This is a genomic window from Phormidium sp. CCY1219, from assembly GCF_035615515.1.
Lineage (GTDB): Bacteria > Cyanobacteriota > Cyanobacteriia > Cyanobacteriales > Laspinemataceae > CCY1219.
In genome coordinates this window covers 1-26,592 of record NZ_JAJENT010000315.1, presented here as the reverse complement: position 1 = coordinate 26,592, position 26,592 = coordinate 1, and the positions used below count along the sequence as shown (strand labels likewise).

27 protein-coding genes are annotated in these 26,592 nt (G+C 50.4%); 19 read left to right on the top strand and 8 right to left on the bottom strand.

The genetic code is table 11. The annotated features are described in order from the left end of the window. Positions 1-55: 55 nt before the first annotated feature. Entirely contained in the window at positions 56-427 is a 372-nt protein-coding gene (locus tag LKK83_RS05220; protein ID WP_324629859.1) for a DUF2499 domain-containing protein, read from the bottom strand. 183 nt (positions 428-610) lie between these two features. Between LKK83_RS05220 and csaB the strand changes: the two genes are divergently transcribed. Then, positions 611-1,672: a polysaccharide pyruvyl transferase CsaB gene (gene csaB, locus LKK83_RS05215; RefSeq protein WP_324629858.1), complete on the top strand. Its 1,062-nt coding sequence runs from the start codon at positions 611-613 to the stop codon at positions 1,670-1,672. Between the two features lie 106 nt (positions 1,673-1,778). Here the strand turns inward: csaB and glpK are convergent, their stop codons facing one another. Then, complete coding sequence (gene glpK, locus LKK83_RS05210) at positions 1,779-3,284, bottom strand: glycerol kinase GlpK (RefSeq protein WP_324629857.1); 1,506 nt, start codon at positions 3,282-3,284, stop codon at positions 1,779-1,781. Positions 3,285-3,309: 25 nt separating this feature from the next. Further along, positions 3,310-3,564, bottom strand: a complete 255-nt coding sequence (locus LKK83_RS05205; RefSeq protein ID WP_324629856.1) for a hypothetical protein — start codon at positions 3,562-3,564, stop codon at positions 3,310-3,312. Positions 3,565-3,740: 176 nt separating this feature from the next. Here LKK83_RS05205 and LKK83_RS05200 point away from each other — a divergent pair, with 176 nt between their 5' ends. The 4 genes from LKK83_RS05200 (at position 3,741) to LKK83_RS05185 (ending at position 7,201) form a co-directional block, all read left to right on the top strand. Continuing rightward, positions 3,741-4,634: a phosphate/phosphite/phosphonate ABC transporter substrate-binding protein gene (locus tag LKK83_RS05200; protein ID WP_324629855.1), complete on the top strand. Its 894-nt coding sequence runs from the start codon at positions 3,741-3,743 to the stop codon at positions 4,632-4,634. A gap of 287 nt (positions 4,635-4,921) precedes the next feature. Beyond that, entirely contained in the window at positions 4,922-6,700 is a 1,779-nt protein-coding gene (locus LKK83_RS05195; RefSeq protein ID WP_324629854.1) for a sensor histidine kinase, read from the top strand. A 150-nt stretch (positions 6,701-6,850) separates the two neighbouring features. Continuing rightward, positions 6,851-7,033 (top strand): hypothetical protein, encoded by a 183-nt coding sequence (locus LKK83_RS05190; RefSeq protein ID WP_324629853.1) that lies wholly within the window; start codon positions 6,851-6,853, stop codon positions 7,031-7,033. 21 nt (positions 7,034-7,054) lie between these two features. Further along, positions 7,055-7,201 (top strand): hypothetical protein, encoded by a 147-nt coding sequence (locus LKK83_RS05185; protein WP_324629851.1) that lies wholly within the window; start codon positions 7,055-7,057, stop codon positions 7,199-7,201. A 273-nt stretch (positions 7,202-7,474) separates the two neighbouring features. Here the strand turns inward: LKK83_RS05185 and LKK83_RS31945 are convergent, their stop codons facing one another. After that, positions 7,475-7,612, bottom strand: a complete 138-nt coding sequence (locus LKK83_RS31945) for a zinc finger domain-containing protein (RefSeq protein WP_442957282.1) — start codon at positions 7,610-7,612, stop codon at positions 7,475-7,477. Between LKK83_RS31945 and LKK83_RS05180 the strand changes: the two genes are divergently transcribed. The 11 genes from LKK83_RS05180 (at position 7,611) to LKK83_RS05130 (ending at position 18,811) form a co-directional block, all read left to right on the top strand. Next, on the top strand, positions 7,611-9,440 hold the full coding sequence (locus tag LKK83_RS05180; RefSeq protein WP_324629850.1) for a sensor histidine kinase: 1,830 nt from the start codon (positions 7,611-7,613) through the stop codon (positions 9,438-9,440). The two genes, LKK83_RS31945 and LKK83_RS05180, sit on opposite strands and share 2 nt — an antisense overlap. Positions 9,441-9,885: 445 nt before the next feature. Next, complete coding sequence (locus LKK83_RS05175) at positions 9,886-11,754, top strand: sensor histidine kinase (protein ID WP_324629849.1); 1,869 nt, start codon at positions 9,886-9,888, stop codon at positions 11,752-11,754. A 41-nt stretch (positions 11,755-11,795) separates the two neighbouring features. Further along, on the top strand, positions 11,796-12,476 hold the full coding sequence (locus LKK83_RS05170; protein WP_324629848.1) for a hypothetical protein: 681 nt from the start codon (positions 11,796-11,798) through the stop codon (positions 12,474-12,476). Between the two features lie 7 nt (positions 12,477-12,483). After that, positions 12,484-13,035: a hypothetical protein gene (locus LKK83_RS05165; protein ID WP_324629847.1), complete on the top strand. Its 552-nt coding sequence runs from the start codon at positions 12,484-12,486 to the stop codon at positions 13,033-13,035. A gap of 22 nt (positions 13,036-13,057) precedes the next feature. Next, a complete protein-coding gene (locus LKK83_RS05160) occupies positions 13,058-13,501 on the top strand; it encodes an NADAR family protein (protein ID WP_324629846.1) in 444 nt (147 codons plus the stop codon). 237 nt (positions 13,502-13,738) lie between these two features. After that, on the top strand, positions 13,739-14,185 hold the full coding sequence (locus LKK83_RS05155; RefSeq protein ID WP_324629845.1) for a restriction endonuclease: 447 nt from the start codon (positions 13,739-13,741) through the stop codon (positions 14,183-14,185). A 428-nt stretch (positions 14,186-14,613) separates the two neighbouring features. Beyond that, complete coding sequence (locus LKK83_RS05150; RefSeq protein ID WP_324629844.1) at positions 14,614-14,745, top strand: hypothetical protein; 132 nt, start codon at positions 14,614-14,616, stop codon at positions 14,743-14,745. Between the two features lie 120 nt (positions 14,746-14,865). Then, on the top strand, positions 14,866-15,357 hold the full coding sequence (gene sufU, locus LKK83_RS05145) for a Fe-S cluster assembly sulfur transfer protein SufU (RefSeq protein ID WP_324629843.1): 492 nt from the start codon (positions 14,866-14,868) through the stop codon (positions 15,355-15,357). An 83-nt stretch (positions 15,358-15,440) separates the two neighbouring features. Next, complete coding sequence (locus LKK83_RS05140; protein ID WP_324629842.1) at positions 15,441-15,980, top strand: Ycf51 family protein; 540 nt, start codon at positions 15,441-15,443, stop codon at positions 15,978-15,980. Between the two features lie 232 nt (positions 15,981-16,212). Next, complete coding sequence (locus tag LKK83_RS05135; protein ID WP_324629841.1) at positions 16,213-17,391, top strand: iron-containing alcohol dehydrogenase family protein; 1,179 nt, start codon at positions 16,213-16,215, stop codon at positions 17,389-17,391. 211 nt (positions 17,392-17,602) lie between these two features. Beyond that, positions 17,603-18,811, top strand: coding sequence for an aspartate aminotransferase (locus LKK83_RS05130; RefSeq protein WP_324629839.1), 1,209 nt, complete (start codon positions 17,603-17,605; stop codon positions 18,809-18,811). Positions 18,812-19,386: 575 nt separating this feature from the next. Here LKK83_RS05130 and LKK83_RS05125 read toward each other — a convergent pair. The 3 genes from LKK83_RS05125 to LKK83_RS05115 form a co-directional block, all read right to left on the bottom strand. Further along, positions 19,387-19,938, bottom strand: coding sequence for a peptidoglycan-binding domain-containing protein (locus tag LKK83_RS05125; RefSeq protein WP_324629838.1), 552 nt, complete (start codon positions 19,936-19,938; stop codon positions 19,387-19,389). 130 nt (positions 19,939-20,068) lie between these two features. Further along, positions 20,069-21,370 carry a M16 family metallopeptidase gene (locus LKK83_RS05120; RefSeq protein ID WP_442957281.1) on the bottom strand — a complete coding sequence of 434 codons (1,302 nt, stop codon included), beginning with the start codon at positions 21,368-21,370 and terminating at the stop codon, positions 20,069-20,071. Between the two features lie 119 nt (positions 21,371-21,489). Beyond that, positions 21,490-22,755, bottom strand: a complete 1,266-nt coding sequence (locus LKK83_RS05115) for a M16 family metallopeptidase (RefSeq protein WP_324629869.1) — start codon at positions 22,753-22,755, stop codon at positions 21,490-21,492. Between the two features lie 944 nt (positions 22,756-23,699). Here LKK83_RS05115 and LKK83_RS05110 point away from each other — a divergent pair. From LKK83_RS05110 to clpP, 3 genes are all read left to right on the top strand, one after another. Continuing rightward, entirely contained in the window at positions 23,700-23,879 is a 180-nt protein-coding gene (locus tag LKK83_RS05110; protein WP_324629837.1) for a hypothetical protein, read from the top strand. 349 nt (positions 23,880-24,228) lie between these two features. Further along, positions 24,229-24,390 (top strand): hypothetical protein, encoded by a 162-nt coding sequence (locus tag LKK83_RS05105; protein ID WP_324629836.1) that lies wholly within the window; start codon positions 24,229-24,231, stop codon positions 24,388-24,390. Positions 24,391-24,490: 100 nt separating this feature from the next. After that, positions 24,491-25,096 carry an ATP-dependent Clp endopeptidase proteolytic subunit ClpP gene (gene clpP, locus LKK83_RS05100; RefSeq protein ID WP_324629835.1) on the top strand — a complete coding sequence of 202 codons (606 nt, stop codon included), beginning with the start codon at positions 24,491-24,493 and terminating at the stop codon, positions 25,094-25,096. Positions 25,097-25,149: 53 nt separating this feature from the next. On the opposite strand, the gene LKK83_RS05095 is transcribed toward clpP, so the two are convergent. Further along, positions 25,150-25,998, bottom strand: a complete 849-nt coding sequence (locus LKK83_RS05095) for a hypothetical protein (protein ID WP_324629834.1) — start codon at positions 25,996-25,998, stop codon at positions 25,150-25,152. Positions 25,999-26,592 lie beyond the last annotated feature (594 nt).

Genomic DNA, 26,592 nt, shown 5'->3' with positions numbered 1-26,592 from the left:
AAATTCCCCAAAAACGAATGACCAATGACCAATGACAAGTGACCAATGACCAACATTATTGCGGCGATTTGTGCGGCGCAAGTTCTCTTTTTTCAGCCTCAGAACTTTCTTCGCTGTTGTTGTTTTCCTCCTCCCTTGCTGAGGCTCGCCAAATCCACCAAGCCGCCAGACAGAGGGTGCAGTTGCCCACCACCGTCATCCCCGCTTGTAACGTCACCAACCATTCTAAATCCGTAGGATTGTCAAAAAAATGCCAAGTGCAGGCACACATGGCGCTCACTAATGCCGGCAGCATAGCGAGGGACAACCCCCACCAATAGCGATTCCCCGTTAGCTCGCCATATCTCCAAATTAACCAAATTGCCGCGATCCACTCGATGACGCTGGAAACATGAATCATCCAAGTCGGAATAGACAAAGCGTGCATGAATTTCTTTCAAACTCCTAATGATTCGGCCTTTTTTGCGAAGTTTTCCTATTTTAGCTTCTCTGGCGGAGGTTCTGGCCACGGGGGGAGAATTCATTTGCGCTCGGCGGCATTATGAGTTATCTATAAGAAGCATCACTGTTTTAGTGACAAGCTGAATTTATGCAGGATCGATAAACTATCGTGGAGCCAATTCGGGCGGTATGTTGTGGATATTATGGCAAGGGCAATGCGGGAGATGAGGCATTGTTGGCTTGTTTGTTGCAGATGTTGCCCTCGCGGGTGACGCCAGTGGTGCTGTCGGGGAACCCGCAAGAAACGCGCGATCGCTACGGTGTGGCGGCGTGTAACCGCATGTCTGCCTTTCCCCTGTTGCCGGTGTTGCGTCAGTCTCAGGTGTTTATTTGGGGCGGCGGGAGTCTGATCCAAGATGCCACCAGTACCTTGAGTCCGTTTTACTATATCGGTTTGATGGGATTAGCCCAGGGGATGGGGTTGAAAACCATCGCCTGGGGTCAGGGGATTGGTCCGCTGCAAAACAAGCTGACGCGCCAGGTGGCGCAACGGATGTTTTCTCGCTGCACCGGGGTGAGCGTGCGCGATCGCGGTTCTGCCTCTGTGCTGGCGCAATGGCAGGTTCCCTGTACGATGGCACCGGATCCGGTGTGGGCGTTAGACCCGAAATCGGTTCTGGGATTGGGGCATTTACCCGCGCCTCGGGTGGCGGTGACCTTGCGATCGCATCCGCAACTGACGCCCGCGCGCCTGCAATGCTTAACCCGCGCCTTAATCGACTTTCAAAAAGCCACGGATACCTGCATTCTCCTGGTCCCCTTTCAACCGGCACAAGACAAGGCGATCGCGGAGTCTATCCAATCTCAGCTCCCCGGTCCGAGTCACCTGTTTACCCTGGAAGACCCCAGAGAATTAAAAGGACTGTTTCGCGGTGTAGAAATGGCCATTGGCATGCGCTTCCATAGTTTAATTATGGCCGCCGCTGAAGGCTGTCGCTGTTTTGCGATTAGTTACGACCCGAAAGTGAGCCAGCTTATGGCAGATTTGGAGATTCCCGGTTGGGAATTATCGGACTTGCCCACAGATGCCAACGCGATCGGGACCACCTGGCTGGAACATTATGCCAATGGCGACCCGCTCTCGGATATTTCCATTCAATCCTTAGTCGATCGCGCCAAAATTCATCGCGACCTTTTGCATCAGTTTTTCGATCGCTTCTTTCCAGCATAATCCCTCCTTTCCCGATCGCTCCAAAAATCTCATATTAATCGTACTTTACCCCCGATGCATGGGGCGATCGCGCCTGCGTCAACTCACATATCTCCGGCATCGAACCCTATTCATCCTCCCAATTCTTAGCGCGCTCCAGGGCTTTTTGCCACTGGAAAAACTCCCTTTGTACCGATGCGGCATCGGCTCCCGGTTCGAACACCCGGTCGATCGCGCGTCCTTGGACTAAGCGGCGATAATCGTCCCACACCCCCACCGCCAAACCGGCACCAAATGCGGCTCCTTGTGCGGTGGCATCCAGGATAGCGGGACGTTCTACGGGAATGCCCAGGGCGTCGGCTTGAAATTGCATTAACCAATCATTTTCGCAGGCACCGCCATCCACTTTGAGAACTTTCACCGGGGTTTTGGTATCTTTATCGATCGCATCCACCACTTCTTTCACCTGATAGGCGATCGCTTCCAACACGGCGCGCACCAAGTGTTCTCGGCTGACGCCGGCGGTAATGCCCATAAATGCGCCTCGGGCACTCATATCCCAATGGGGCGCACCCAGTCCGCTCAATGCCGGGACGAAATATACGCCATTTGCATCCCTCACCGAGCGCGCGATCGCCTCGGTTTCGGCGGCGGAATCAATCAACTTCAATCCATCGCGCAACCACTGAATGCAGCGTCCGGTGGTAAACATCGCGCCTTCTAAGGCATATTTCACCTCTCCCGATCGCGTCCAGGCTACCGTAGAGAGTAACTGATTGTGCGATCGCGTCACCTCTTCTCCCGTTTGGGCGATTAAAAACGAGCCGGTACCGTAAGTACACTTGAGCATCCCCGGACGATCGCACCCATGTGCGAATAACGCCGCCTGCTGGTCGCCAAATACGGCGGCGATCGGAAGTCCCACCCCGAGCAACTCCGGGTCGGTTTCGCCAAAAATTCCCACACTATCTTGAATTTTGGGCATTATCTGCGCCGGAATGCCAAATAATTCTAACAGAATGCTATCCCAGTCCCGGGTTTCTAAATTCATCAGCATGGTGCGACTGGCATTGCTGCGATCGGTGGCGTGAATTCTCCCCCCGGTGAGATTCCACAAAATCCAACTATCGATCGTCCCACCAAGGATATTCCCCCAATCCACCTCCGGGCGATTTTCCTTCACCCAGTCGAGCAACCAAACCAGTTTCGTGGCCGAAAAATAGGCATCGAGTACCAACCCGGTGCGGTTTTGAATCTCTTGGGCGTACCCTTGTTTGGCTAAATGACGGCACATGGATGCCGTGCGGCGATCGAGCCACACGATCGCGTCATGCAATGGCTGACCGGTGGTTTTATCCCACAGCAAACAGGTCTCGCGCTGCACTGTCAGTCCAATTCCCGCCACCGCATCGGCAGAAATCCCGGTTTTTTGCAATACTTCCTCCATGCAGGCCCGAGTATCCTGCCAGATTTCCATCGGGTTATGTTCCACCCACCCGGGTTGCGGATAGTGCTGGGTGAGTTCTTTATATGCTTGATTGACAATTTTGCCCTCTGCATCGAATAAAATCGCCCGGTTGCCGGTGGTGCCGAGGTCGAGTCCGAGAATATATGTAGCTGCGTTTGTTGTCATCTACTTTTCATCTTGTCCGAGTTTCTCAATGGTTTAAATCATAAAAGATTGTGGCGCAAATGGGAAATAGCCTCTCGACTATGATGCGCCCTCCCCCAAACGCTTTTTTCCTCGCCTCTAAAACGGGCAACGGAATCAATCGGCGCGGGGTGTCAATGGGGCGCGATCGCGAGAAGCCATAAGCTTGAATTGAATTCAATTGAGTGAAAAAAAAGGTCAGGCGCGTCCGAATTGCCTTTTCTCCTGCGCCCTTCTTCCCCACCGCGCGAACTGCTTTCACCGCTCCTCCTCCACGATAGAATTTAAACCGGGCGACCTCTAGGACGGGGTCTGATTATTCGTCAAATCTTTACTCAATTTCATCTTTTCTTAACGGAATCTTAATCAATTCTTGTGCCGGGTTCATACTCATTCGAGCCAATATAATTTACAATTAAGGAGGTAAGGTAAAAGTGTATGAAAAGACGTAACTTTATCGGATATTCCTTGTTATTTCTCTCCGGCTGTACCTTGACCAGTCGGAACCGCGATCGCGCGAACCTCGAGGCAGTCAAGGCACCGGAAAAGCTACGATTCGCCGTAACTGATGTTATCGGACGCGAAAAGCTAGAGGAAAATTACGAGCCTTTTCGCCAACAGTTGGCAGAAGTGTTGGGCATTCCGGTGGAATTTTTCCCGGTACAAAATATGAACGCCGCTGCATCGGCGCTGCAGTTAAATCAAGTAGATTTCGTGCTGACGGGACCTTCGGAATATGTGGCCATTCGGGCGCGCACCAATGCGGTGCCAGTGATTGCAATTACTCGGCCTAATTATCGCTCTGTGCTTGCAGTAGCGGCAAATAGCGACATTAAATCGGTGGCGGATTTGAAAGGCAAAAGTATCGCGTTGTCCGATGTGGGGTCTACCAGCGGTCATCTTGGCCCCACTAAACTACTTATTGACGCCCAACTCAATCCGAAATCTGATGTAAATGTTAAAATGTTGGGAGATGAAGGAAGCGTTGCGGCGATGAAAAATGGCGAGGTGGATGCTTGGGGCGGATCGGCGATCGACTATGAAGTGTTCTTTCAAGAAAAAGCAAATTCGCCCGATCGCTGGCGTATTTTAAAGCAAGGTCCCCCCCTTCCCAGCGATATTTTTGTTGCCAGCAGTCTCCTAGATCCGGACGTGGTGGCCCTGATTCGATCGCTGTTGGTAGAAAATCAGCAGTCCCTCATTCAAGCCCTAGCAATTGGCGAAGCCACCCAAAAATACAAAGGTTCTCAATTGGTTCCCGCTGACGATAAAGATTACGACCCGATCCGGGAGGTCTATCAGGCAATTGGGGAGGGAACTTTTATTCCCTAAAGAGTCGGTTTTGCACAAAGGCTGAAAACCCGGGTTTTTTCCCGAAATTGAAGGAATTTGCAACTCATTCGGAACAAAAACCCGGTTACTTTTCCGGTTTATCTACAATTCCCTCAAATAAGCTCTAGTCCGGCAAGGCATAATTTCCCAGACAGTGCAATACTAGCACTGCGATCGCCTTTTTGTCCGCCGATAAAAAAACCAGGCAAACAATGCAGTATTTGACTCCGAGAGCCTGGATATAAAGCTAGACTTTCCCAAATTACAACATCACTGACAGCAATCCCATGAAAGGTATGTTTCCCCGTTTTAGTATTACCAAAAAAATCGGTTATGGCTATTCCATTGCGATTGGAATTGCCATCGTCGGGACGCTATTGGGGTTGGAAATCGGCGACTACTATCACAGAAAAGCCCACCATCAGCTACAAGTAGCTCAGAAGCGGCAATATCTGCTGATTAATCTAGAAAATGCGGTGCTAGAAATGCGATCGCATCCCGCCGACCTGTTTACCGTTTTGAGCAATTCCATCTGGTTTGACTACGAAAGCGCTAAATTTTACGCTCAGGTTAATCGCATTCATACCCTGCTAGAAAGCCTCACTAATTTTCCTAAAAATACTGGAGAACCAGGTAGGGGAAATAGTGCGGCAATGACCGAGTTATTAGAGGCTTACGAATCCGCTACCAATGCCTACATCAAACAGGTCGAATTGATGTGGGATAAAGTCAATCCCCGTCAATTATCAGCAGCAGAAATTACCGCCGCCGAGGAACAGTTACTCGCTTTAAGAAAAAGCGATCGCGTGGGGGATCTGCGGGTGACATTCGAGCGACTTTCAGAACGATTAAGCAAGCGCGTTGCTGCAGCCGAAAATGAGGAAAAAATCGCTACAGCGAAGCTGCAAAAAGCCAACGATTTGCGAATGGAAATTATTCTGGGGAGTATGGGACTTTCTGCGGCGATCGCCGTCTTAGTCGGACTCTATACCAGTCGCGCGATCGCCCGCCCCATTCGCTGGGTGAGCGAAATCGCCCAACAAGTCACTCAGCAAGGCAATTTTAAACTCGTCGCCCCGGTATTAACCGATGATGAAGTCGGTGCATTAGCCACCTCTCTCAATCAAATGATTCGCTGGATGGGACAATACACCCACCAACTGGAATTGTCGCGGGAAAATTTAGAGCAGCGGGTGGAAGAACGCACCCGAGAACTGCGCGACGCCCTCCAAGAACTCCAACAGACTCAAACGCAACTGATCCAAAGCGAAAAAATGTCTTCCTTGGGGCAAATGGTGGCGGGAATTGCCCATGAAATTAACAATCCGGCGAATTTCATTTATGGCAATATCGCCCCCGCCGAAGCTTATATCGCCGATTTGCTCAATTTGCTCGAACTCTATCAGCAAGAATACCCCAACCCTTCTCCAGAAATTCAACAGGAAATTGAAATCATCGAGCTAGAGTTCCTGCGAGAAGATTTACCGAAGCTGCTGGAATCGATGAAAATTGGCAGCGATCGCATCCGCCAAATTGTCCTCTCGTTGCGAAATTTTTCCCGTCTGGATGAAAGTGCGGTCAAAAAGGTAGATATTCGCGAAGGCATCGAGAGTACCTTGTTAATTCTCCAGTCTAAACTGAAAAAAGATATAGAAGTTATCAAAAACTACCAATCCATTCCTGCGATTGAATGCTATCCGGCGCAACTGAATCAAGTTTTTATGAATATTATCGGCAATGCGATCGATGCCTTAAGCCCACCAACAAACTCGGCCAAACAAATAACTGTTGCCACAGAAATTTTAGACAATTCTCGCATTCAAGTCACCATTGCAGACAATGGGCCGGGCATTCCCCAAGAAATTCAAGACAAGCTTTTCGACCCCTTTTTTACCACCAAGCCGGTGGGGAAGGGAACCGGGTTGGGACTGTCAATTGCTTATCAAATTGTGGAGAAACACCAAGGCACCATTCAGGTAATTTCTGAGCTGGCACAGGGAACGAAATTTGCGATCGCCCTGCCCATAGAGATTCCCAAACGCCGCCGTGAATCCGACGCCGCCTAATCCGAAATCGGGTATCAATTGTCTGGGTGGGTTGACGATTCATTCTCTGATAAACCCCTCCGGCTTGTTTAAAAAATTATAGATTTTTATTAAATAATTTTACTCAATCGTGCGGAACATTTATCCCGGGATGCATTTCCCCTGTTGGCAATGGGAGAACCCTTACCCAACGATGTTTTAATTGCCAGCAATCAAATGCCCTCGGATTTGATTCCCATCCTGGGCGATCGCCTCCTGGAAAATCAGCAGCAACTTCTCAATGCCTTAAGCGTTGCTTCTCGCAATAAAAAATACCGCTTATTGCGATTCCGCGACCGAACTATCCCTCGATGATTGCCGTTAATCCCCACAGCAATGGGGAGAAATTGTATTGAAGCACTTCTGGTCGCCCCAGCAAATGAAAAATACCAAGGCTCTCAGCTCGTTCCGGCAAATGACGAAGATTACAACATGATTCGGGATGTTTATAAAGCAATTGGGCAGGGGGATTTTCTCCAGTAAAAGATAAGAAGGAGAGAGGCGCTTGCATGTCGCCTTTCTCCGGTTCTTAAACTATCGTTAACCGAAGTTTAAACCCCAATTAAAGACGGCGGAAAAGAGTGATGATATCTGAAGGCTAAGGCGAACTCATGGAAGAATTAAAAAAACCTTATAAAACCCGGAAAGCGAGAATTTTCTGTATATGCTTTTACTAAGTGACTGATTCAATAAGCGATCGGCCAAAGCAGGAAGTTTATTCCGGGAAGATCCGGCTCCAATCATGGTGTTTCCAGACTATAGCGCGTATCCTCGCCAAACAAAAAAGCAAACCGACGAAGGGACAAAGGGTTTGCCATCAGCGCATCGGGAACACAACTCCCCTAGCCTCCCATTATGCGCTACCGAGCGGAAAAATAACCCGCAACGTTTTATGTTACCCCCTCAGTTAATCGACTTCAACAAACCGAGTTTTAAGTGGATGAGACGGTTGATGCCGAGTTTAAGTATTGCTAAAAAAATCGGCTTTGGCTATTCGGTGGCAATTGGCATCGGCGTTCTCGGAACTGCGGTGGGATTGGCGATTGGAGACTTTTATCAAAAACAAGCGGGAAAAGAACTCGCCATCGCTTACGAACAGCAATATCTGTTGAGTGAGTTGGAAAATAGCGTGCTGAAAATGCGATCGCATCCCCAACGACTGGTCACTGTATTTGGCGATTCGATTTGGTTTGAATACGAAACGGCTAAATTTAGCGCCGATGTGACTCGCATTCACGAATTGCTCGGTCAACTCTCCGATTTTCAAGAACGTAAATCCACCAATCTGGCGGTGGATACTCTGGGGTTCGAGTCTTTCTTGCAGGAATACAAAACCGCCACCGATGCCTATGCCAATCTGATCCAATCCATTTGGAAGGACATCGACCCGCCCAGACTAACTCAAGAAGAAATCCCCGCCGCCCAACAACAGTTATTAACCGCAAACAGTAGCGATCGCGCCAATCAGCTTACGGTGAAGTTCGAGCAACTGTCGGAACAGTTAAGCCGCTTAATTTCAGCCGCAAAAACTCAACAATTGCAAGCCAATTTCAAGCTCGATCGCGCTGAATCTCTGCGGTTACAAATTATTATTGCCAGTATGGTGCTTTCGGCGGCGATCGCAGTTTTAGTGGGACTCTATACCAGTCGCGCGATCGCCCGCCCCATCCGCTGGGTGAGCGAAGTCGCCCAACAAGTCACTCAACGCGCGAATTTTAACCTCGTCGCCCCGGTATTAACCGATGATGAAGTCGGCGCATTAGCCACTTCTCTCAATCAAATGATTCGCTGGATGGGAGAATACACTCACCAACTCGAATTGTCGCGGGACAACTTAGAAAAGCGGGTGGAAGAACGCACCCGAGAACTGCGCGACGCCCTGGAAGAACTCAAGCAAACCCAAGCGCAACTCATCCAAAGTGAAAAAATGTCTTCTTTGGGTCAAATGGTTGCCGGACTTGCCCATGAAATTAACAATCCCGTCAATTTTATTTATGGCAATATCGAACATACTCGCGGCTATATGGAAGATTTGCTCGAGTTGGTTAATCTCTACGAACAAGAATACCCTCACCCTACCGCGCCAATTCAAGCGGAAATTGACGACATCGAACTGGATTTCCTGCGCGAAGATTTACCGAAAATTCTCGCTTCTATGAAACTGGGCACGGACCGGATTCGGCAAATTATTCTGTCTTTGAGAAATTTCTCCCGCCTGGATGAAAGCTATATCAAGCCGGTGGATATCCATGAAGGACTCGAAAGCACGTTGCTGATTTTAAATAACCGCCTGAAAAAAGACATTGAAGTGGTTAAATCCTATAAAAATTTACCCTTGGTTCACTGCTATCCCGCACAGCTCAACCAAGTGTTTATGAATCTCCTCAGCAATGCGATCGATGCCCTGCAAGAACAACCAGATATTCCCGATCGCAAAATTATCATCTCTACAGAATCTCTCGATTCCAATCGCATTCGGATTCGCATCTGCGATACCGGTCCGGGAATCCCCAGAGAAATTCAAGGACAACTTTTCGACCCCTTTTTCACCACTAAACCCGTGGGCAAAGGCACGGGTTTGGGACTGGCAATTTGTTACCAAATTATCGCCAAACACCAGGGCAAAATTGAGGTCAATTCCCAACCGGGTCAGGGAACAGAATTCGCGATCGTTTTGCCCATCCAACCTCCCCAAACTGTTAAAATTCGCAAAGTCGCTTAGTCCCGGAAATTACATTGTTTTCAATTTGGGGGGCGATCGCATCCCCAAATCGTTGCAAATTAACAATAATTGTTTTGTAATGCCTGCCGGATTAACCTTGATTCCCCCCGCATATCGATGGGCAATTTTCCCTAAAGAAATTTAATGCACTTGTCGGCTATTATCATGTAAAATCGGAAAAGGCATTGATTTTTTATAAAAATTTAATAAAGTAGAGAAATGCCGACTACAGTAGGGTAGCAACTCAATGGTTCGTCAAAGACAAGTGCGGTTGCCAATTTGAAATTATCCGGGTTGTGAAGCCCAGCGATCGCCCTTCCCAAAGTCTGTCCAGACTGTGGGTCACAGCGATCGGGATGCCATCTACGTCCTTCAGACCCCCAGAGGCAATGGGAAGCCATCCCCAAAACAACAGTAATTTTAGCGAGGAATAGAAGCACCAACCATGCAGCTTCAACAGTCTTATAAAACCCTAGAGAGAATAAAAAACCTCTCCATTGCGGATCCACCCGTGAGCGATCGAGACGAGAATGCGGGAAATAATCTGCTCGAGAAATTAAAAAGCCGGATTCGTCGCTGGAGTATCAAACAAAAAATTGGGTATGGTTACGCCCTAGCGATTGGAATTGCCGTATTTGGAACCGGATCCGGGTTATTCGTGGGGGATTACTATCAGCGGGAGGCAAAAAAACAGCTCAACCAAGCGCATCAACAACAATGGTTGCTGATCGACTTACAGCATGAAGTGCTCGCCGCGCGATCGCATCAGCAGCGGTTAGTGCCTGGAATTGACAATTCGCAGTGGTTAGAAGCCGAAACCAGCGAATTTTTGGAGAAAATGCAGCAGGTGAGAACCCTTTTATTTAACCTGCAACATTTTGTGGATAATCACTCCCACGAATTTCTCGCGATCGACGCCAACGAAGTTCTAGATTTAGTCCACTCCTATGACGCCACGTCCCTTTCCTATGCCAACCTGGTCAATTTCCGACTCGAACAAGTTTATACTGGGAACTTACCTCCCAAAGAAATCCAGCAGACGCAGAAACGAATGCTGATTTCGATGAATCAGGATCTCAAATTAAAATTAAAGACCCTAGAGGAAAAATTAAATCAAAGCATTGAGAAAGCCAAAACCCAAGAAGCATTCGCGAAGAACACCTTTAACAAAGCGGAATCCTGGCGGCGTCACATTACCCTAGTTAGTATGCTGCTTTCGGTAGCGATCGCGGCAATTTTGGCTTATTATACCAGTCGGGCGATCGCCCGTCCCATCGAATGGGTAACGCAAGTAGCCCAGCGCGTCACCGAACAATCCAACTACAAACTGCAAGCCCCGGTTTTAACCGAAGACGAAGCCGGTTTGCTCGCCACTTCTCTCAATCAATTGATTACCCGGGTCGAAGAACAACTGCAAGAAATCAAACACACCCAAGCCCAACTGATTCAAACCGAAAAAATGTCCAGCTTAGGGCAACTTGTGGCTGGAATTGCCCATGAAATTAACAATCCCGTCAGCTTCATCCGGGGCAACATCGAACACAGCAACCACTATATTCAAGACCTGCTTGAATTAATCGAACTCTACGAACGAGAATATCCCCAGCCCACCCCCGTGATTCAAGACCTAATCGATGACATCGATTTAGAATTTTTGCGTTCGGATTTGCCCCGTTTGCTCTCTTCCATGACCAGCGGTTCCGATCGCATTCGTCAGATCGTGTTATCCTTGCGAAACTTTTCTCGTCTCGACGAAGCGGAGAAAAAACGAGCGAACCTGCATGAAGGACTAGATAACACCCTATTGCTGCTCAATCACCGATTGAATGGCAATATCGAAGTCATCAAACAATACGGCAACTTGCCCAAAATCGAGTGCTATCCCGCCCAGATCAACCAAGTATTTATGCATCTGATTGGCAATGCGATCGACGCTTTCGAGGAAGCGGGGGAACAACGCGATCGCCAGCCCAGTTTACCCGTACATCATGGCAATTTCACCCCACATCATGCCACCGCCACTTGTGCGTCCCCTTCCCCCACCGGCGATCGGATCGTCATCGCCACCCAAACCCTAGGCGACAACCAAGTGCAGATAAAAATCCGCGATAATGGTCCGGGAATTTCTCCCGACATTTTAAGCAAGGTATTCGACCCCTTCTTCACCACAAAACCCCCCGGAAAAGGGACCGGTCTGGGATTAGCCATTTGCTATCAAATCATCGAAAAACATGGCGGCACTATCCAGGTCAATTCCACCCAACGTCAGGGAACAGAATTTACAATTTTTCTGCCTATTCACACCCCAGCTTAGTCCCGTCAGGGTTTTACATGCATTATAATTTTCCCTTTTCCATGACCCAAAATATCGCCAACATGAACCAATTTTTAGAGGAATTTAAAGCCTTACGCGCCTCTAAAAAATCGGCAAAATACAACCAGATGGCGGATTTTTTATCTGCCTTTGCCGAATGCGATCGCGCCTTGCGCCAGAGTAAAGCCGCCAAAGTCAACATTTTTGAAAAGCTCGACATTACCCAAAACAAGTCGGTGCAAACCCGGTTTTTATCCTGCATCTTTGATGCGGATTCCAACCCGCAAGCGCCGCTATTTTTAGAGCAAGTGGCGCACCACTGTGGGGTAAAGATGCCGCGCCAGGTATTCAAGCAATCCTATCGCGTGCAAACCAATCTTGCCGACCCTAAGTTGCAACTGGACTTAGCCATTTATCGGCCTGGTGGCTTTTTAATTGGGATAGACAATACCCTGTTAGACCGAGAAGGAATTTATCAAGTGGACCGAGAATTTCAAGAACTGCAACGGTTGGGATTAGGGCAACGGATTCCCCCAAAACGACAGGTGGGAATATTCCTCACCCCCGACGGGCGATCGCCTATCAGTGGCGACCCCACCCCCTGGCATTCCCTTTCCTATCGCCAACTTGCCGATGCCTTCGCCACCCTTTTGCCAAACATCGCCGAGAGCAAACTGCACCATTATTTGGTAGACTGGATAGAATCTGTTGCCCACTTGTAGAACATCCATGAACCCTTTATCTGAGGAAAGTCTGCTGCTGGCGAAAAATTGGGAAACCTATCAATCCCTGCAGCAAACCGAACATCAACTGCGAACCGAAATTGCCGCATTTCTCGCTGCTCTCGAGGCAGATTTAACCAAACAAAAATGGTGGAAAAATGACTGGAGTTTCGTTGCCTACGACCCCACAGAAATTTATATTTCCAATCAAAATTGGGTGTCGCAATATGAAGAATATGTGGTGTCAATTGGCGTGGAGGGATTTACCGCAGAACGAATCTTCGGCATGGAAAGTGCCCCCCAACTTTATGTCAGGTCATCGGACTATCAGTTAGGCGAAATCCTCACGGAAAAACTGCAAGAAGCCAGCCAGAAACTACCCGGGGAATTGGATTATAGTGCCAGTCGGTATTTGGTGGTGCAACCCCTGAGCAAAGTGTTGCCAGAAGAGGTAGAAAAATTCGACAAACTGCTGCGATCGCCCATCGTAAAATTTTTCAGCGATTCGGCCAATATTTTGTGGAAATTTAACGACCTCATCGAAAACGCTGTCAGTTAATTTAACCCGCAAGAGGTGAAGGATGACGATTTATTTTTACACCACCCAGGGCGAATATGGCTGTTTTTCTAACTTTTCCCCACATGGGTTCGAGTTAGATGGGGTGTGGTGGCCCACCAGCGAACATTACTTTCAAGCGCAGAAATTTGCCGGGACCCCCCACGCCGACGCCATTCGCCAGGTGAAACGGGCAAAAGATGCGGCAAGAATGGGGCGCGATCGCAATCGTCCCCTGCGGTCCGACTGGGAACAAGTCAAAGACGACATCATGCGGCGCGCGGTGTTGCAAAAATTCCAAACCCACGCCGATATCCGGGCAATATTATTGGCAACCGAGGATGAAGAAATCGTCGAAAATTCCCCCCACGATTTTTATTGGGGATGCGGGAAAGATGGCACCGGCACAAACCAACTGGGAAAAATTTTAATGGAGGTACGCGACAGATTGCGCCAGTGCTCGGAATAAGCAAATTCTGGCAGAGTTTCTGACTTTCGGAAGAGGCAAGCGAAGCGGAAAATTGAGACAATAAAAGCGCGAAACTGTGGTCTAATGAAAAAACGCTTTAACCCTGACGACAGTTTGTAGGGTGGGCAGTTCTAGAACAAATGCGCGATCGGCACCGCTCTCGAGTGGTTCTGCCCACCCTACCCTCTGCAATTATTTTTGCATGAGTAGATATAATGGAAAAACGCTTTAACCCTGATGAAAGAAAAAGAGTTGTTGGCTCAACTAGAGCCATTACATCAATTTGAATACTTTTGCGATCGCCTGCTCGAATCGGAAGGATTTACAAAAGTTGCCCTGTCAAAACGCGCTCAAGACCTGACGGTGGATTTTTTAATCCATCCTCCCGGAAAGTCCGAATTGTGGGTGGTGCAATCTAAATTAGCCAGAGTGTATCGCATCAGCCAAGTTTATCAAGCAGTTCACAATTTAGTTGCCTCCAAGAAACTCTTGCAAGCCAATTGTGGATTGTTGATAATTCCGTTTGAACTGACCCCCCGCTTATCGGCATTTATCCAGCGCTACCCCTCAATTGTGGTGTGGGATGTCAATCAATTGAACGAATTGATTGAAAAACATCGAGATATCGCTGCCGAATTCGTTTCGTTGCGGCGAAAACTGGATTTATTCAACCAACAACGCTAACAGATTGAAGACCTCGACACCCGGGCGGCCCAGTTACGCGATCGCCTTGCCCAACTGCCCAGCGATCGGCAACATTGGCGCGACTATGAAGAACTCTGCCTCGATATTTTCAATCGCGTTTTCATCCCGCCCTTTCGTCCCCCCATCTGGCAACCGATTGCCGATAATAACTTAGCCAGTTACAAAGCCAGCTATGCCATTGCGCGGGTCGATCCGATTTGGTACACCATTCAAAATCAATTTAGAACCCGCTATATTATCACCGATTTAAAAACCTCGACAGAGAACCGGGAGAAGAGGAAATCCACGATTTAGCCAACTATTTAGACTTTAAAGCCATGCGGTCGGTTGGGATTTTATGTACTCGCAAACCCCCCAGCGAGGCTGCAATTGCAGCCCGAAAAAAAGTGTGGCTGTCAGAGGAAAAGATGATAATATTGCTTGATGATGAAGATTTAGAAGAAATCCTCTGTTTGAAAGCGGCAGATGACAATCCCGCCCAGGTTATTGAGAGTCAAATCGACGAATTTTTTATGAACCTGTCTGAGGCGATCGGTTGAGAAGCGCCAGTTGGCAGAGGGTAGGGGGAATAAGGGGTGGGGAATCGGGGGGAGATTTTGCACCCTATCCGCCGCAAGGGTGCCAGTGCTGATAGGATCGAAGCAAAGGTAAGTTAACTTGTGAAGCCTACGATCATGTCTCTCGGTAATCTGCGCGACCTCTATCAGCAAGTCATTCTCGAACGATACAAATCTCCCAAACATCGCGGTGTCACGGATCCGGTGCATCGGCGACAGCGGGGGCATAACCCTTCTTGTGGCGACACCATCGAACTGACGGTACAGTTAAACGAGGCGGGCGATCGCATCGCAGATGTGAAATTTCAAGGAGAAGGCTGTGCCATCTCGATGGCGTCAGTGGATCTCATGGCAGAAGCGATGCGGGGAAAAAGCCTGGAAGAAGCCCTAGAAATGGTGCAGCGCTTCCAAAACATGATGAAAGGGGAAGCGGAGTTTCCCAAAGCGCAACGCAAGCTCAACGTGATGCAAGGGGTCGCCCAGTTTCCGGTTCGCATCAAATGTGCTAACCTCTGCTGGCATACCCTAAAAGCCGCCATTGAAGCCAGCGCGAATAGCGACGCGAACGGCTTTGTCAGTAACGAAAACGAGTAAAATCGGTGGGAGTCATTTTCTGGACTTTCCCGGCGAGATGGCTTTATCTCTGATTGGTTACAGATTGCTATCACGGAATCCTTATGCTAACTACCGCAGACTTTTTTAATTTGTTCAAGTGGTCTGGTATTGCCACGATCGCCTTTTTACTTCTTGCCGGATTGGGATTTCTCTTCAAGTGGGGCATCCGGTTCCGACTCGTGGGGATTACCGGGTTTATGGCGGTACTGACCGGTGGATTATTTGCCCTGAGTCTGGTGCCTTTAACCCGGACCGAGATTCCCGGTGCGATTCGCTACGCCCGCGTCTATGACAACGGTTCGACGCAAACCGTAATTGCCGTACCCCCCACCGTCACCGAAAGCGAACTCGAAGCCACCTTGCGCCAAGCTGCCGGCGATTTATTTTCCCCCGGGCGGTTTAGTCGCGGAGAGGACAAACTGACCATTCGCGCCCGGACGATCGTGCATCCGGAACCCGGTTTGTCCAAACCCCTGTATGTGGGACAAGTGCGGCGATCGCTTGCCGTGCGCGACGACGAGGACATGGAACTGGAAATCTACTCGGAAAAATTACCCAAGCTGCCCAACAAAGAAGCCCAACCTTCGCAAAGCGAAGCGTAACGCGAAAAAATTAAGAATTGAGAATGGCGGGCGTTTTGGCCCATAGGTTCTCAATTCTTAATTTTTTTTCAGGTAGGCGGAGAAAATATGGAGATTCCATGATATGATTTAGGGTTAAACCTTTAAAAATCCAAAAAATGTATAAAATATTACCAAAAAACTGCGATCGGTGGCGAGAGGAAAGCTATATTAATTTTTAAGAGCCAACCCAAACAAATTCCTATCGTTGCGTATGCCCCATAAAAATTCGGCTTCCGTAAACAACACCACCACAGACACCACCGAAGGAGTTTCCAGCATCACCGCCTTAAGCGTGGCACCGGGACAAGTGATTCGCGGGGCCAACGCAGTGGAAAAAGCGGGGGCGGCGATCGCGCGGTTGGGTCTTCGCCCCTTACTCGTCGGTGGAGATCGCAGCCTTACCCTAGCCGATCGCGCATTGCAACCCGTGGTAGAACGCCATCAATTAACCGCAGCGATCGCCTCCTACAGTCCCGACTGTAGCGAAGCCAGCTTAGCGCGCCTCTGCGATGCCGTTGCCGCCCATGAAGCCGACGTCATCATCGGTACGGGGGGCGGAAAATCCCTAGATGCGGCCAAACTCCTGGCCCATCGATGCTCCTTACCGGCGATCGCCATTCCCACCTCCGCCGCCACCTGTGCCGCTTGGACCGCCCTATCCAACATCTACTCAGACCAAGGGGCCTTTCTCTACGATGTGGGATTAGCCAAATGTCCCGACTTACTCATCCTCGACTATGAATTAATCAAAACCGCCCCCCAGCGCACCTTAGTCGCCGGCATCGGAGACGCCTTGGCCAAATGGTACGAAGCCTCAGTCAGCAGCGGTCATTCCGAACAGAGCTTAATCATTGCGGCGGTGCAACAAGCGCGAGTGCTGCGCGACATCCTGTTCCAAAAATCCCTGCCCGCCCTGCGCGAACCCGGTGGTCCCCTGTGGCAAGAAGTCGTAGACGCCACCGTATTGCTCGCCGGCGTCATTGGCGGATTAGGGGGTGCCCAATGCCGAACCGTCGCCGCCCATGCCGTACACAACGGCTTAACCCACTTACTCGCCGCCCACCACACCTTGCACGGTGAAAAAGTCGCCTATGGCATCCTCGTGCAACTGCGCCTAGAAGAAATGCTGCAAGGGAACCAACTGGCAACCGCCGCAAGGCAGCAGCTTTTAAAGTTTTATGGCGAGATTGGCTTACCGCAAAGCTTAGGGGATTTGGGATTGGGGAATATTACCCTAAGCGAATTGCAACATGCGGCTGAAATTGCCTGCGCCTCGGGGTCAGACATTCATCGCCTGCCCTTTTCGGTAGATCCGCAACAGCTTATGGCAGCGATGGTGTCTACCACCGCATCGGTGGATGCGCCCCGTTCGAGTGTGGCGCAGGGGTAAGTAGGGCGGGAGTGGGTTTATCCACAGTGCCCATGCGATTAATGCCATAACGGACAGTGCCAGTATGGTATCGGCGTCAAAAAGCCCCCGAGAGATGCGATCGCGAAAGATTTGGGGGTAGCAGAAAAATCTTTCGGGGCTTTTTGGCGATTTAATGTGTTTTTGTAGTTTTTCAAATAGGAGAGCGCCCTCAACGGCGCTGAATGCGGCCATGACTTTAGATAGGATTGCCCTTGCCGATCGCTTGCAAGGTTTACCCACGTATGTATTTGCGCGCCTCGACGAACTGAAAGCCGATGCCAGGGCGCGGGGCATCGATTTAATTGATTTGGGCATGGGGAACCCAGACGGTCCGACCCCAGCCACGGTTGTGGAGGCCGCGATCGCCGCCTTGGCAGACCCCACCCACCACGGTTATCCCCCCTTTCAAGGCACCCCTAGGTTCCGACAGGCGATCGTCAACTGGTACAAACGTCGCTACAATGTCACCCTGGATGTCGAGCGCGAAGTTCTGCCCGTCCTCGGGTCCAAAGAAGGCTTAACCCACCTCGCCCTCGCCTACGTCAATCCCGGAGACTTAATTTTAGTCCCCAGTCCCGGCTATCCCGCTCATTTTCGCGGACCGTTACTCGCCGGGGGCACCGTTCGCGAATTAATTCTCAAACCAGACAACGACTGGCTCATCGATTTGGCTGCCATTCCCGATAGCGTAGCCGAACAAGCCAAAATTCTCTATTTCAACTATCCCAACAACCCCACCACCGCCACTGCCCCGCGCGAATTCTACGAAGAAATCGTCGCCTTTGCCCGTCGCTACGATATCTTGCTGGTTCACGATCTGTGCTATGCGGAATTAGCCTATGATGGCTATCAACCCACCAGTTTGCTGGAAATTCCCGGGGGTAAAGAAATCGGGGTAGAATTCCATACCCTGTCGAAGACTTACAATATGGCAGGCTGGCGAGTTGGTTTTGTGGTCGGTAACGATCGCGTCGTGCAAGGGTTACGCAGCCTGAAAAATAATATGGACTATGGCATGTTTGGCGTGGTGCAAACGGCGGCGGCGGCGGCGTTAGACTTGCCCGATGTTTACATCCACGAAGCCCAAGCCCGTTACCGCACCCGCCGGGATTTCTTGGTGCGCGGTTTGACCGAGTTGGGATGGAGTGTCAAAAACCCGCAAGCCACCTTCTATGTCTGGGCGAAAATTCCGTTCGATACCACTTCGGAGGAATTTATCGAAATGGTTATGGATAAAACCGGTGTGGTGTTGACCCCGGGGAATGCTTTCGGATCCGGTGGCGAGGGTTACGTGCGGGTGAGTTTGATTGCCGAACCCGATCGCCTCGCTGTGGCGCTCGATCGCTTCAAACAAGCCGGCATCTGTGGCGAAACTGCCGCCCTGGCGATGGGTAGCTAATCCACCCCTCTGTCCGGTCTTCATCATGCTGAAAAGGGTCTAGTCGGCGGCGACTAGACCCTTCGGTCTTGGAATTTGAATTGTTGAACGTTCAGGTCAGCTTTTGTAGATTAAATCTAACTAAGGTTTACATTACGCCGCAGTCAACCGTATGCGAGGTTTGCATCTTCTCAATCCATACCGGACTTCTAGTTTTGGCTCGTAGCTCAGCGGTTTGGGAAACTGGCATTTAACCTTTATTCGCGGCTCAATTAAATGCACGAATGAATGCTTCCTTTTCCGCTTGCCGTGCCACATTTGCGATCGGATGCAGGCCAGCAAGGCCCTGCGGGGGACTAGAGTGGGGGACACTGAACTCTAATCCAAGTTGCTCTGTTGTGTCCTGATTTATAAGGTAGCACCAATTTCTATGGATGCCCACTGTTTTTTACTAAACTTTACAGAAGTTTACCCATTGCAATATTCCGGCAAAATCGGTAACGAATTGAGTGGAAAGCGCTGTTTTTTTCCAGTAACAATTACTTAGGTAAATTGGCGGATTCAAGGGAGAAAAATCGAGGGTTTTGCGGGAGAGTTTACCGCAGCAAAACGCGCCAAGTGGCAGGTCCGACAATGCCATCCGGGGGCAGATTGTAGGTTCTTTGCAAGGATTTGACTGCCGCTTCGGTGCGCGAACCAAAAAAGCCGGTGGACTCTCCTTGAAAAAAGCCGAGGGTTCGCAACAGGTTTTGGAGTTGAACCACCGCATCGGTGTTCATTGAGCGCCGCAGAATCGGTAAGCGAGAGGAGAAGGGAGAGCGGTAGGTCTCGGCGGTGGTGGTAGGAAGCAGGGCATTCCAGGTGTTGGATCCCACGATACCGTCTGGGTTGATGCCGGCATCTTCTTGAAAAGCAAAGACCGCGATCGCGGTACTTTGGCGATAGACCCCATCCACCGGACCGGCGTAATAGCCCATCAGCTTGAGGACCGCTTGCACTTGCGCCACATTATCGCCTTGAGTGCCAATTTGTAGGGTAGGTCGGTTGAGCGGTAGTTGGGCGATGGGTTGCGATCGCGCCGGTGGGGCGATCGGCAACAGCAACACCGCCGAAACCATCACAATGGCCTGAAGAATTTTGAAATACATGGGTTTTGTTTTTCCTCCCTCAGCCCTTGGTGGATTTTCATACCACAAATTTATTAATTTGTCAAGGCTCGATTGCGGCGGCGGGTCGCGATCGCCACTTCCTCGGGACACAACCCAATCCCGGGTGCTTCTACACCTGAGAGATAAACGCTTCCGGTCCGACCAGAGAGACAAAAGGTTCCGTCTTAAAATAGCGGCAAGCCACCTCTTGAGCGATGGGTGCGGAAATGGCCGAAATTTCTTCATTAAAACGGGTATCGAATTCGATCCCGAGGCCCAAGATTTCGTACCAGCCAAACACCTGAGCGATTTGGGCATTGGTTTGTTTGCCGAGGGCATATTGACCGAGGAGTTTATTTTTTGCCGCTTGTAACTCTTCTGGACTCAGGGGGGTAGTGCAAAGACGCTCGAGTTCGCTACGCAGGCAGTTGAAAGCGATCGAGGTATTTTCCGGGGCGGTCCCCATATAAACCACAAACGGACCGGGATCCAAGCGAGTGGGATAGAATGCCGACACATCGTAAGCCAAGCCGCGAATTTCGCGCAGTTCCACAAACAAGCGGCTGGAGAGACCATTGCCCAGATAAGTATTGAGTAACTTGAGTGCGGCGTAATCACTCGGGTCGGGATTTTGCGGGTCTTTCCCGCGCACCGAGTTGGTCAGATGACCCACCATAATAATCGATTGTTGGGTATCTTGAGGGACAAGCATCTGGCGAGGATGGGAGGTTAAGGGGGGAAATTGCGGGTCATGCACCGCAGTGGTGGGAGCTTCCCACGGACCGAATACCTCTTGAATCAACTGAGTTGCGGCGAAAGGCGCGATCCGACCGGCGAGACTGACCACGATGCGATCGGGGCGAAAAAAGGAACGATGAAAGGCTTCGAGATCGGCGCGAGTTAAGGTAGCCACCGTTTCTTCCCGGCCCAGGATAGAACAAGCGTAGGGGTGATCCGGGTACATCGCTTGCCGCATTTGGTCGTAGGCGATCGTAAACGGCTGTTCGAGCCCAGAGCGAATTCCTTGCAGGGTGAGGCGCTGTTCCAGTTCCACCTCGGCATCTGGGAAGCTTGGGTAGCGCAACAGATCGTGGCACAGTTGCAGCATGGGAGCGAAATCTGCCGAGACGGTTTTGAGACTGAGTAAGTAGTAATCCGGGGTAGCATCGGTACTGAGACTTGCGCCCACGGATTCTACCTGTTCTGCGATTTCCAAAGAAGAGAGGCGATCGGTGCCTTTCGTCATCACCGCCGAAACTAGATGAGAGAGTCCCGCCTTTTCGCGAGGTTCGCAACGGCTTCCGGCTTTAATGAAGATGCGAGCCGAAATGATATCCGCCGCTGGGTTTTCTACGGCAATGACGGTCATGCCATTGTCCAAAACTTGACGATGGATTTTTTTTTGTAGCGATTGCGTCACGTTCTGATTCACGCTGAGTAACTGTCCTTAGAGTGATGTCGGTCTGCCGAAAAGCGATCGCTGCCCCTAAAGGGTGGCAGAATCTAGAGGTGGGAGCGGTTTCGGGACGGATCCGGAGGGGGAATGGGGGGTTATAACGGTTTGAGGTGGGTCACGGCGTAGTAATTGGGAGAAAGATAGTGGTTGGCCACCTGCTGGAGTTGTTCGGCATCATAGGATTGAATGCATGCGGGGTAAGCCACGGCATTGGGTGCTTCGGCGATGGTGTGATAGTAGCCATAGAGACCTGCCAGTTGACTGGGCGTCTCGCTGGAGAAGGCATAATCGTTGCACAGAACCCGCTTAGCGCGGTTTAATTCTACGTCACAAATGGGTTCGTTTTGCAGTTCGTAAATGCGATCGCGAATCAGGGATTCCACCTGTTCGCTATTTTCTGGGTCTAACCAGGCACTAATCGTAAATAAACTGGAATCTCGCTGCACGGAGAAATCGCTACCGATTCCGTGAACCAGACCCCGCATTTCTCGCAATTCCTGGACTAGGCGCGAACTGCGTCCTTCTGCCAGCAACACGGCGAGCAAGTCCAATCCATAGGCTTCGTACAACTGCTCGGATCCCGGGCCGATCCAAGCCATTATCAAACGCCCCACTTCCAGGCGGGGCAAATACAGTTCTCGACGCCGAATTTCGGTCATCGGCGGTTCGGCTTCGAGTTCCAGTTGCGGACAAGGGGTACGCGGTGGAAAGCGATCGAAGGATTGCTCGATTAGGGCGATCGCCCGGGATTGGGAAACATTGCCCACGATCGCCACGGTCATGTTTTCCGGTTGGTAGTGGCAGCTATGGAACTGTCGCATATCTGACGGCGTTAGCGCCATTAACTGGTTGGCCGATCCAAATACCGGGCGACCATAGGGATGTCGCTGATAAATTTTCTCCATCAGCGCCTGAAATGCCAGCCAATCCGGATTGTCGTTCGATTGCCGGATTTCTTCGAGGACTACTTCTCGTTCTCGGATAAATTCTTCGTCCGGGATAGCGGGATGCAAGAGCAGATCGGCTAAAATCGGCAAGCCATTTTCTAAATATTGCGCCGCTAGGGTGATGAAGAAGTGGGCGTAGTCGTGGCTGGTGGCGGCATTGGTCATCCCCCCACGATTCTCGATTTCTCGGTCAAATGCGCCTGGTGGGAGGGTTTCGGTGCCTTTAAAAATCATGTGTTCGAGAAAATGAGCCATTCCCGACCAAGGGTCAGGCTCTCGGATGGCACCGGCTTTTACCCATACATCGACCACCGCCACCGGTGTGGCTTCGATCTGTTGGTGAATCACCGTTAACCCGTTGTCCAGCCTGACGATGTTGGCTGGAAACCCTGATTTTGTCAGCAGTGGAGACAAACGCTTTAATCTCAAACCCCAATTCCATACCGTTTTAGCTATCCTAACCTTTTCTGGCTCAATTTGCTGACAGAATCGATACAAACTGCGGCGAGTTTTCAGAAAAACCTGTCTGGGGTTACAGCGGGGTTTCCCATCCTCCGAGAGCGATAGGGGAGGCGGTGGCGATCGCTATTTTTTCAGGTTTCCACCCCCCCCCTGGTTTGTTTGTGGGGTTTTAAACTTCACTGGGTGAGTGCTTATTGCTACAGAATTTCCCGGCAGATGTTTCCCCTCTCTGGTGACAATTGTTAAACCGTCTCTTCTGCGAATTATTCTTCTCTATCTTCGGATATCTTTAACATACAGCGCCTCTCTTCAGGCTGGTTTTTGGGTTGTGGGTGTTTTGGGTATTATTTTTTACCATTTTTGAGACTTTAGTTTTGATTGGTTTCGAGTATTTTCCGGATTTTTATCCTATCCTGGCGAAATATTGGCTGAGTGCTAAAGCCATAATTATATTTTAAAGTTACAGGTAGATTTTAAAGTGTAGAGTCCCTAGCGACGCTGCATCAAAATCAGCCAAAAAGCCACCCTCGGTAGAGGGCTATCGCGGCTAGCGGCAATTCCCCCAAGGGAGCGGAAAGCCTTGGAGGGGAGTAAAATGCGGATATTTAGACGCTCCGGTAACGGATTGAAGGGTCAGCGATCGCGGATGAATCGAGAGAAAAAGATTGAGGCGATCGCGAAGGTATTTTTTTCTAGAATATTTTGCCCTTATAGAGAGGTGCATTGCCACGTAAAATTTGCTTTTTTTTGAAAAAAGACGGAAGTATTACTCATTTGTTCCCGGATGTAGTGAAAGTAACTAGAGAGATTGATTTTGGGATAAATCTCAAATTTACCGGATGAGGCAAAGAGAAGGAAGTAAAGGTAATTGAACAGTTAATCAAGGACAATTACCGATGAAAAGCATCTACAAAAACTTGATGTTATCCAGCCTAGTGGTGTTAGGAATGGCAACTCAGTTTTCCGGGATTGAAGTTGCATCAAAGCTAGGAGAATTAAAGGGTGCCGACCAACCTATCGCCTCTGGAATGGAAGGAAACGATGGAATTGCGCCCCATCGTGGCAGTGGACGGTAAGCCGATGGAAGACAAGCAGCATTCCTGGATATTAGAGAAGGGGGCAAGCGTGTCGAGAGATTGGCAGACGAACAACACCAAGCCACAGAGGCGTTGCCGAATTGCACGATCGCCCGCGCAGGTGAAACATGCGAATCCTGGAGGGGATAGAAACCCGATGGCGGGGAGTTGCGAGGGTAAATCTCAGTCAGAAATGGGAATGAGCGTAGGCAAAAATCCCTTACAGAGGAAGAGTTTTCCCTCCCCCTGCTCGACGTGGCGAGCGTTCCGAGACAACAACCCAGGTTCTTGTGGTGTGAGGCCACGCATCTAGGGCGCGCTAACTTAAATTATTCAAATCAAACCCAATATGATTTGGGGCGACGCAGAGGCGATCGCCCTATTTTCCATTGGCGGCGGGTTCTGTAGCGACAAACCGTGGGGGGAAGACAATCCGCAACGCCACATCAGCCCAAACAAAAGCCCAAACAAAGCAGGGTCAAGTGCCGCCGATTCGAGGCCAGAAGTCTAGGGAAGCCAGGGTGGGGGGGGGGGAGGATTAGAGGGCATCGGGGCAGGATTCTGGCGCAGTTCGGTAAAATCAAGAAAAGTAACGTAAAAAGGCGCTGTAGATGATTCCTACTGTAATCGAACAATCTGGTCGTGGCGAACGCGCGTTTGACATTTACTCTCGCTTGCTGCGCGATCGCATAGTTTTTCTCGGGCAGCCGGTGGATTCAGACTTAGCGAATTTAATTGTGGCTCAATTGCTGTTTTTAGAAGCCGAAGACCCGGAGAAAGATATCTATCTGTATATCAACTCTCCCGGTGGCTCAGTCACCGCCGGGATGGGAATTTTCGACACCATGAACCACGTCCGTCCGGATGTCTGCACGATTTGTCTTGGCTTAGCGGCCAGCATGGGGGCATTTTTGTTAAGTGCAGGCGCTAAAGGCAAGCGCATGAGCTTGCCCCATTCGCGGATTATGATTCACCAACCCCTTGGTGGTGCCCAAGGACAAGCCACAGATATCGAAATCCAAGCCAAGGAAATCTTGTACCACAAGAAACGGTTAAACAGCCTGTTAGCCGAGCATACCGGTCAGCCACTCGAACGGATCGAAGAAGACACCGAACGGGATTTCTTTATGTCTGCGGAAGAATCGCGCGAGTATGGTCTAATCGATCTGACCATTAACCGACGTCCTTCTGCGAGTCGCCCGGTGGCAGTGGGGTAAGTTAACGATCTAGTACGGAGTTGAGAGTTTTGATGGACTCTCAACTCTGTGGGTTACAGGTCTGAGGATGGACTCGGCTGAGATTTGAGGAATTCGAGGAATTCGAGCAACTCTTCTTCGCTGAGCATCGAGCGCGAGGGCTTGCCGTATTGTTCTTTGAGAAAGTTACGGCCCTGGTCGTTAGACCAGCCCAAGCGCCGGATTTCCACTGTAGTCTGGGCAATAATGTCCGACAAATTCACAGACTCTTGGGGGGGATGTTCCGCCGGGGTCTGCCTAGGGGGGGGTGATGTGGGGGCAGCAGCACGGTTCTCCGGTGCCCCTGGGGGAGGAGGTTGGGAGGATGGCTCGAATTCCGGATAAGGTGAATCCTCGGGGGTGGGTGAGCGATCGGGAAAATCGGGGGTTGGCCGATCGCCTTGGGAGGCGGTCGGTTCTGCCTCCATACTGGCTCCGCCGCCGGCAGAATAAAGCCAATCATCGTTGGTGGTCGAAGAGTCTTCCAGGGGTGGGGGGGGTTGAGTGGGGGCTGGGGAATGGATCCCGGGAGGGGAAAACCCGGTGGGGGATCCGATGGGAGGAGACGGCGGTCTAGAGCGAGTTTTTCCTTGACCTAAATGAACGGTAGAGAACGCGGGGGCGCTGGTAGTGGGAGTCTCCCGGGGTGGCTCTGAGATGTGGCGCACGGCAGATTGGGGTTGGGCAATGCCTAAAACGGCCAATGCGCGTTCGCGAGAGCGGTCTTCGGCTTGTTCGAGGGTGCGTTCGGCAGCCATGCCCGTGGCGAGGGTGACTCGTTCCACCTGAATCACCGTCCGCACCACATATTGGCCTTCATAAATTGTGAGCAATTCAGAAATTAAGCTGCCTGTGGGGTAACGAGAACGAAATTCACTCAACATTATTTCACGTTAAAGTTTCTCTAAATGACATTTTAAAACTAAAATAGAGAAAGATAAATTATCTCGGCCCGATAGCGCCGCAGATAAAGCACCCCACCTCCAACCGCTCAGCTTAAGCTTCTCACCGCTCGAGTTGTAGAACTCCCTAGCTGTAGCACAGTCAGGTACAGTGGAACCGCGAATAGCGGGTTTGAAGCGCTCCCGCGACTCGAGAAAATGCGTCCAACCGCGCTAGCTATTGGCGATCGCGAGGGCAGGTTTCGAGGGGAACGAGAAGGCACTGTGGCCTCTTGATGGTTAGTGACAGAGCCAACAGCGGCCAGTGTTGGGTTGCCCCGCTTGAACAAGTCCCGTCGCACTCTCCATCCGTAGCGATCGCACGGTGGAGTCAAGAGGGGGTGATTTTTCGTGCCCTAACCTGCAGCAATGCTGAACGGAGTTCAGCGCCGGAGTTGGTAGAGGAAAAATCTCCAAACTCTGGTAAACTTGTATCAGCTAAATGGGTACGGTAAAGGGCGGACACAGATTCCGAGCCAACCGGAGACACGACCCATTTGGCAAGGCTGGATGCCCTGTAAATCCTGGTATCGCCCA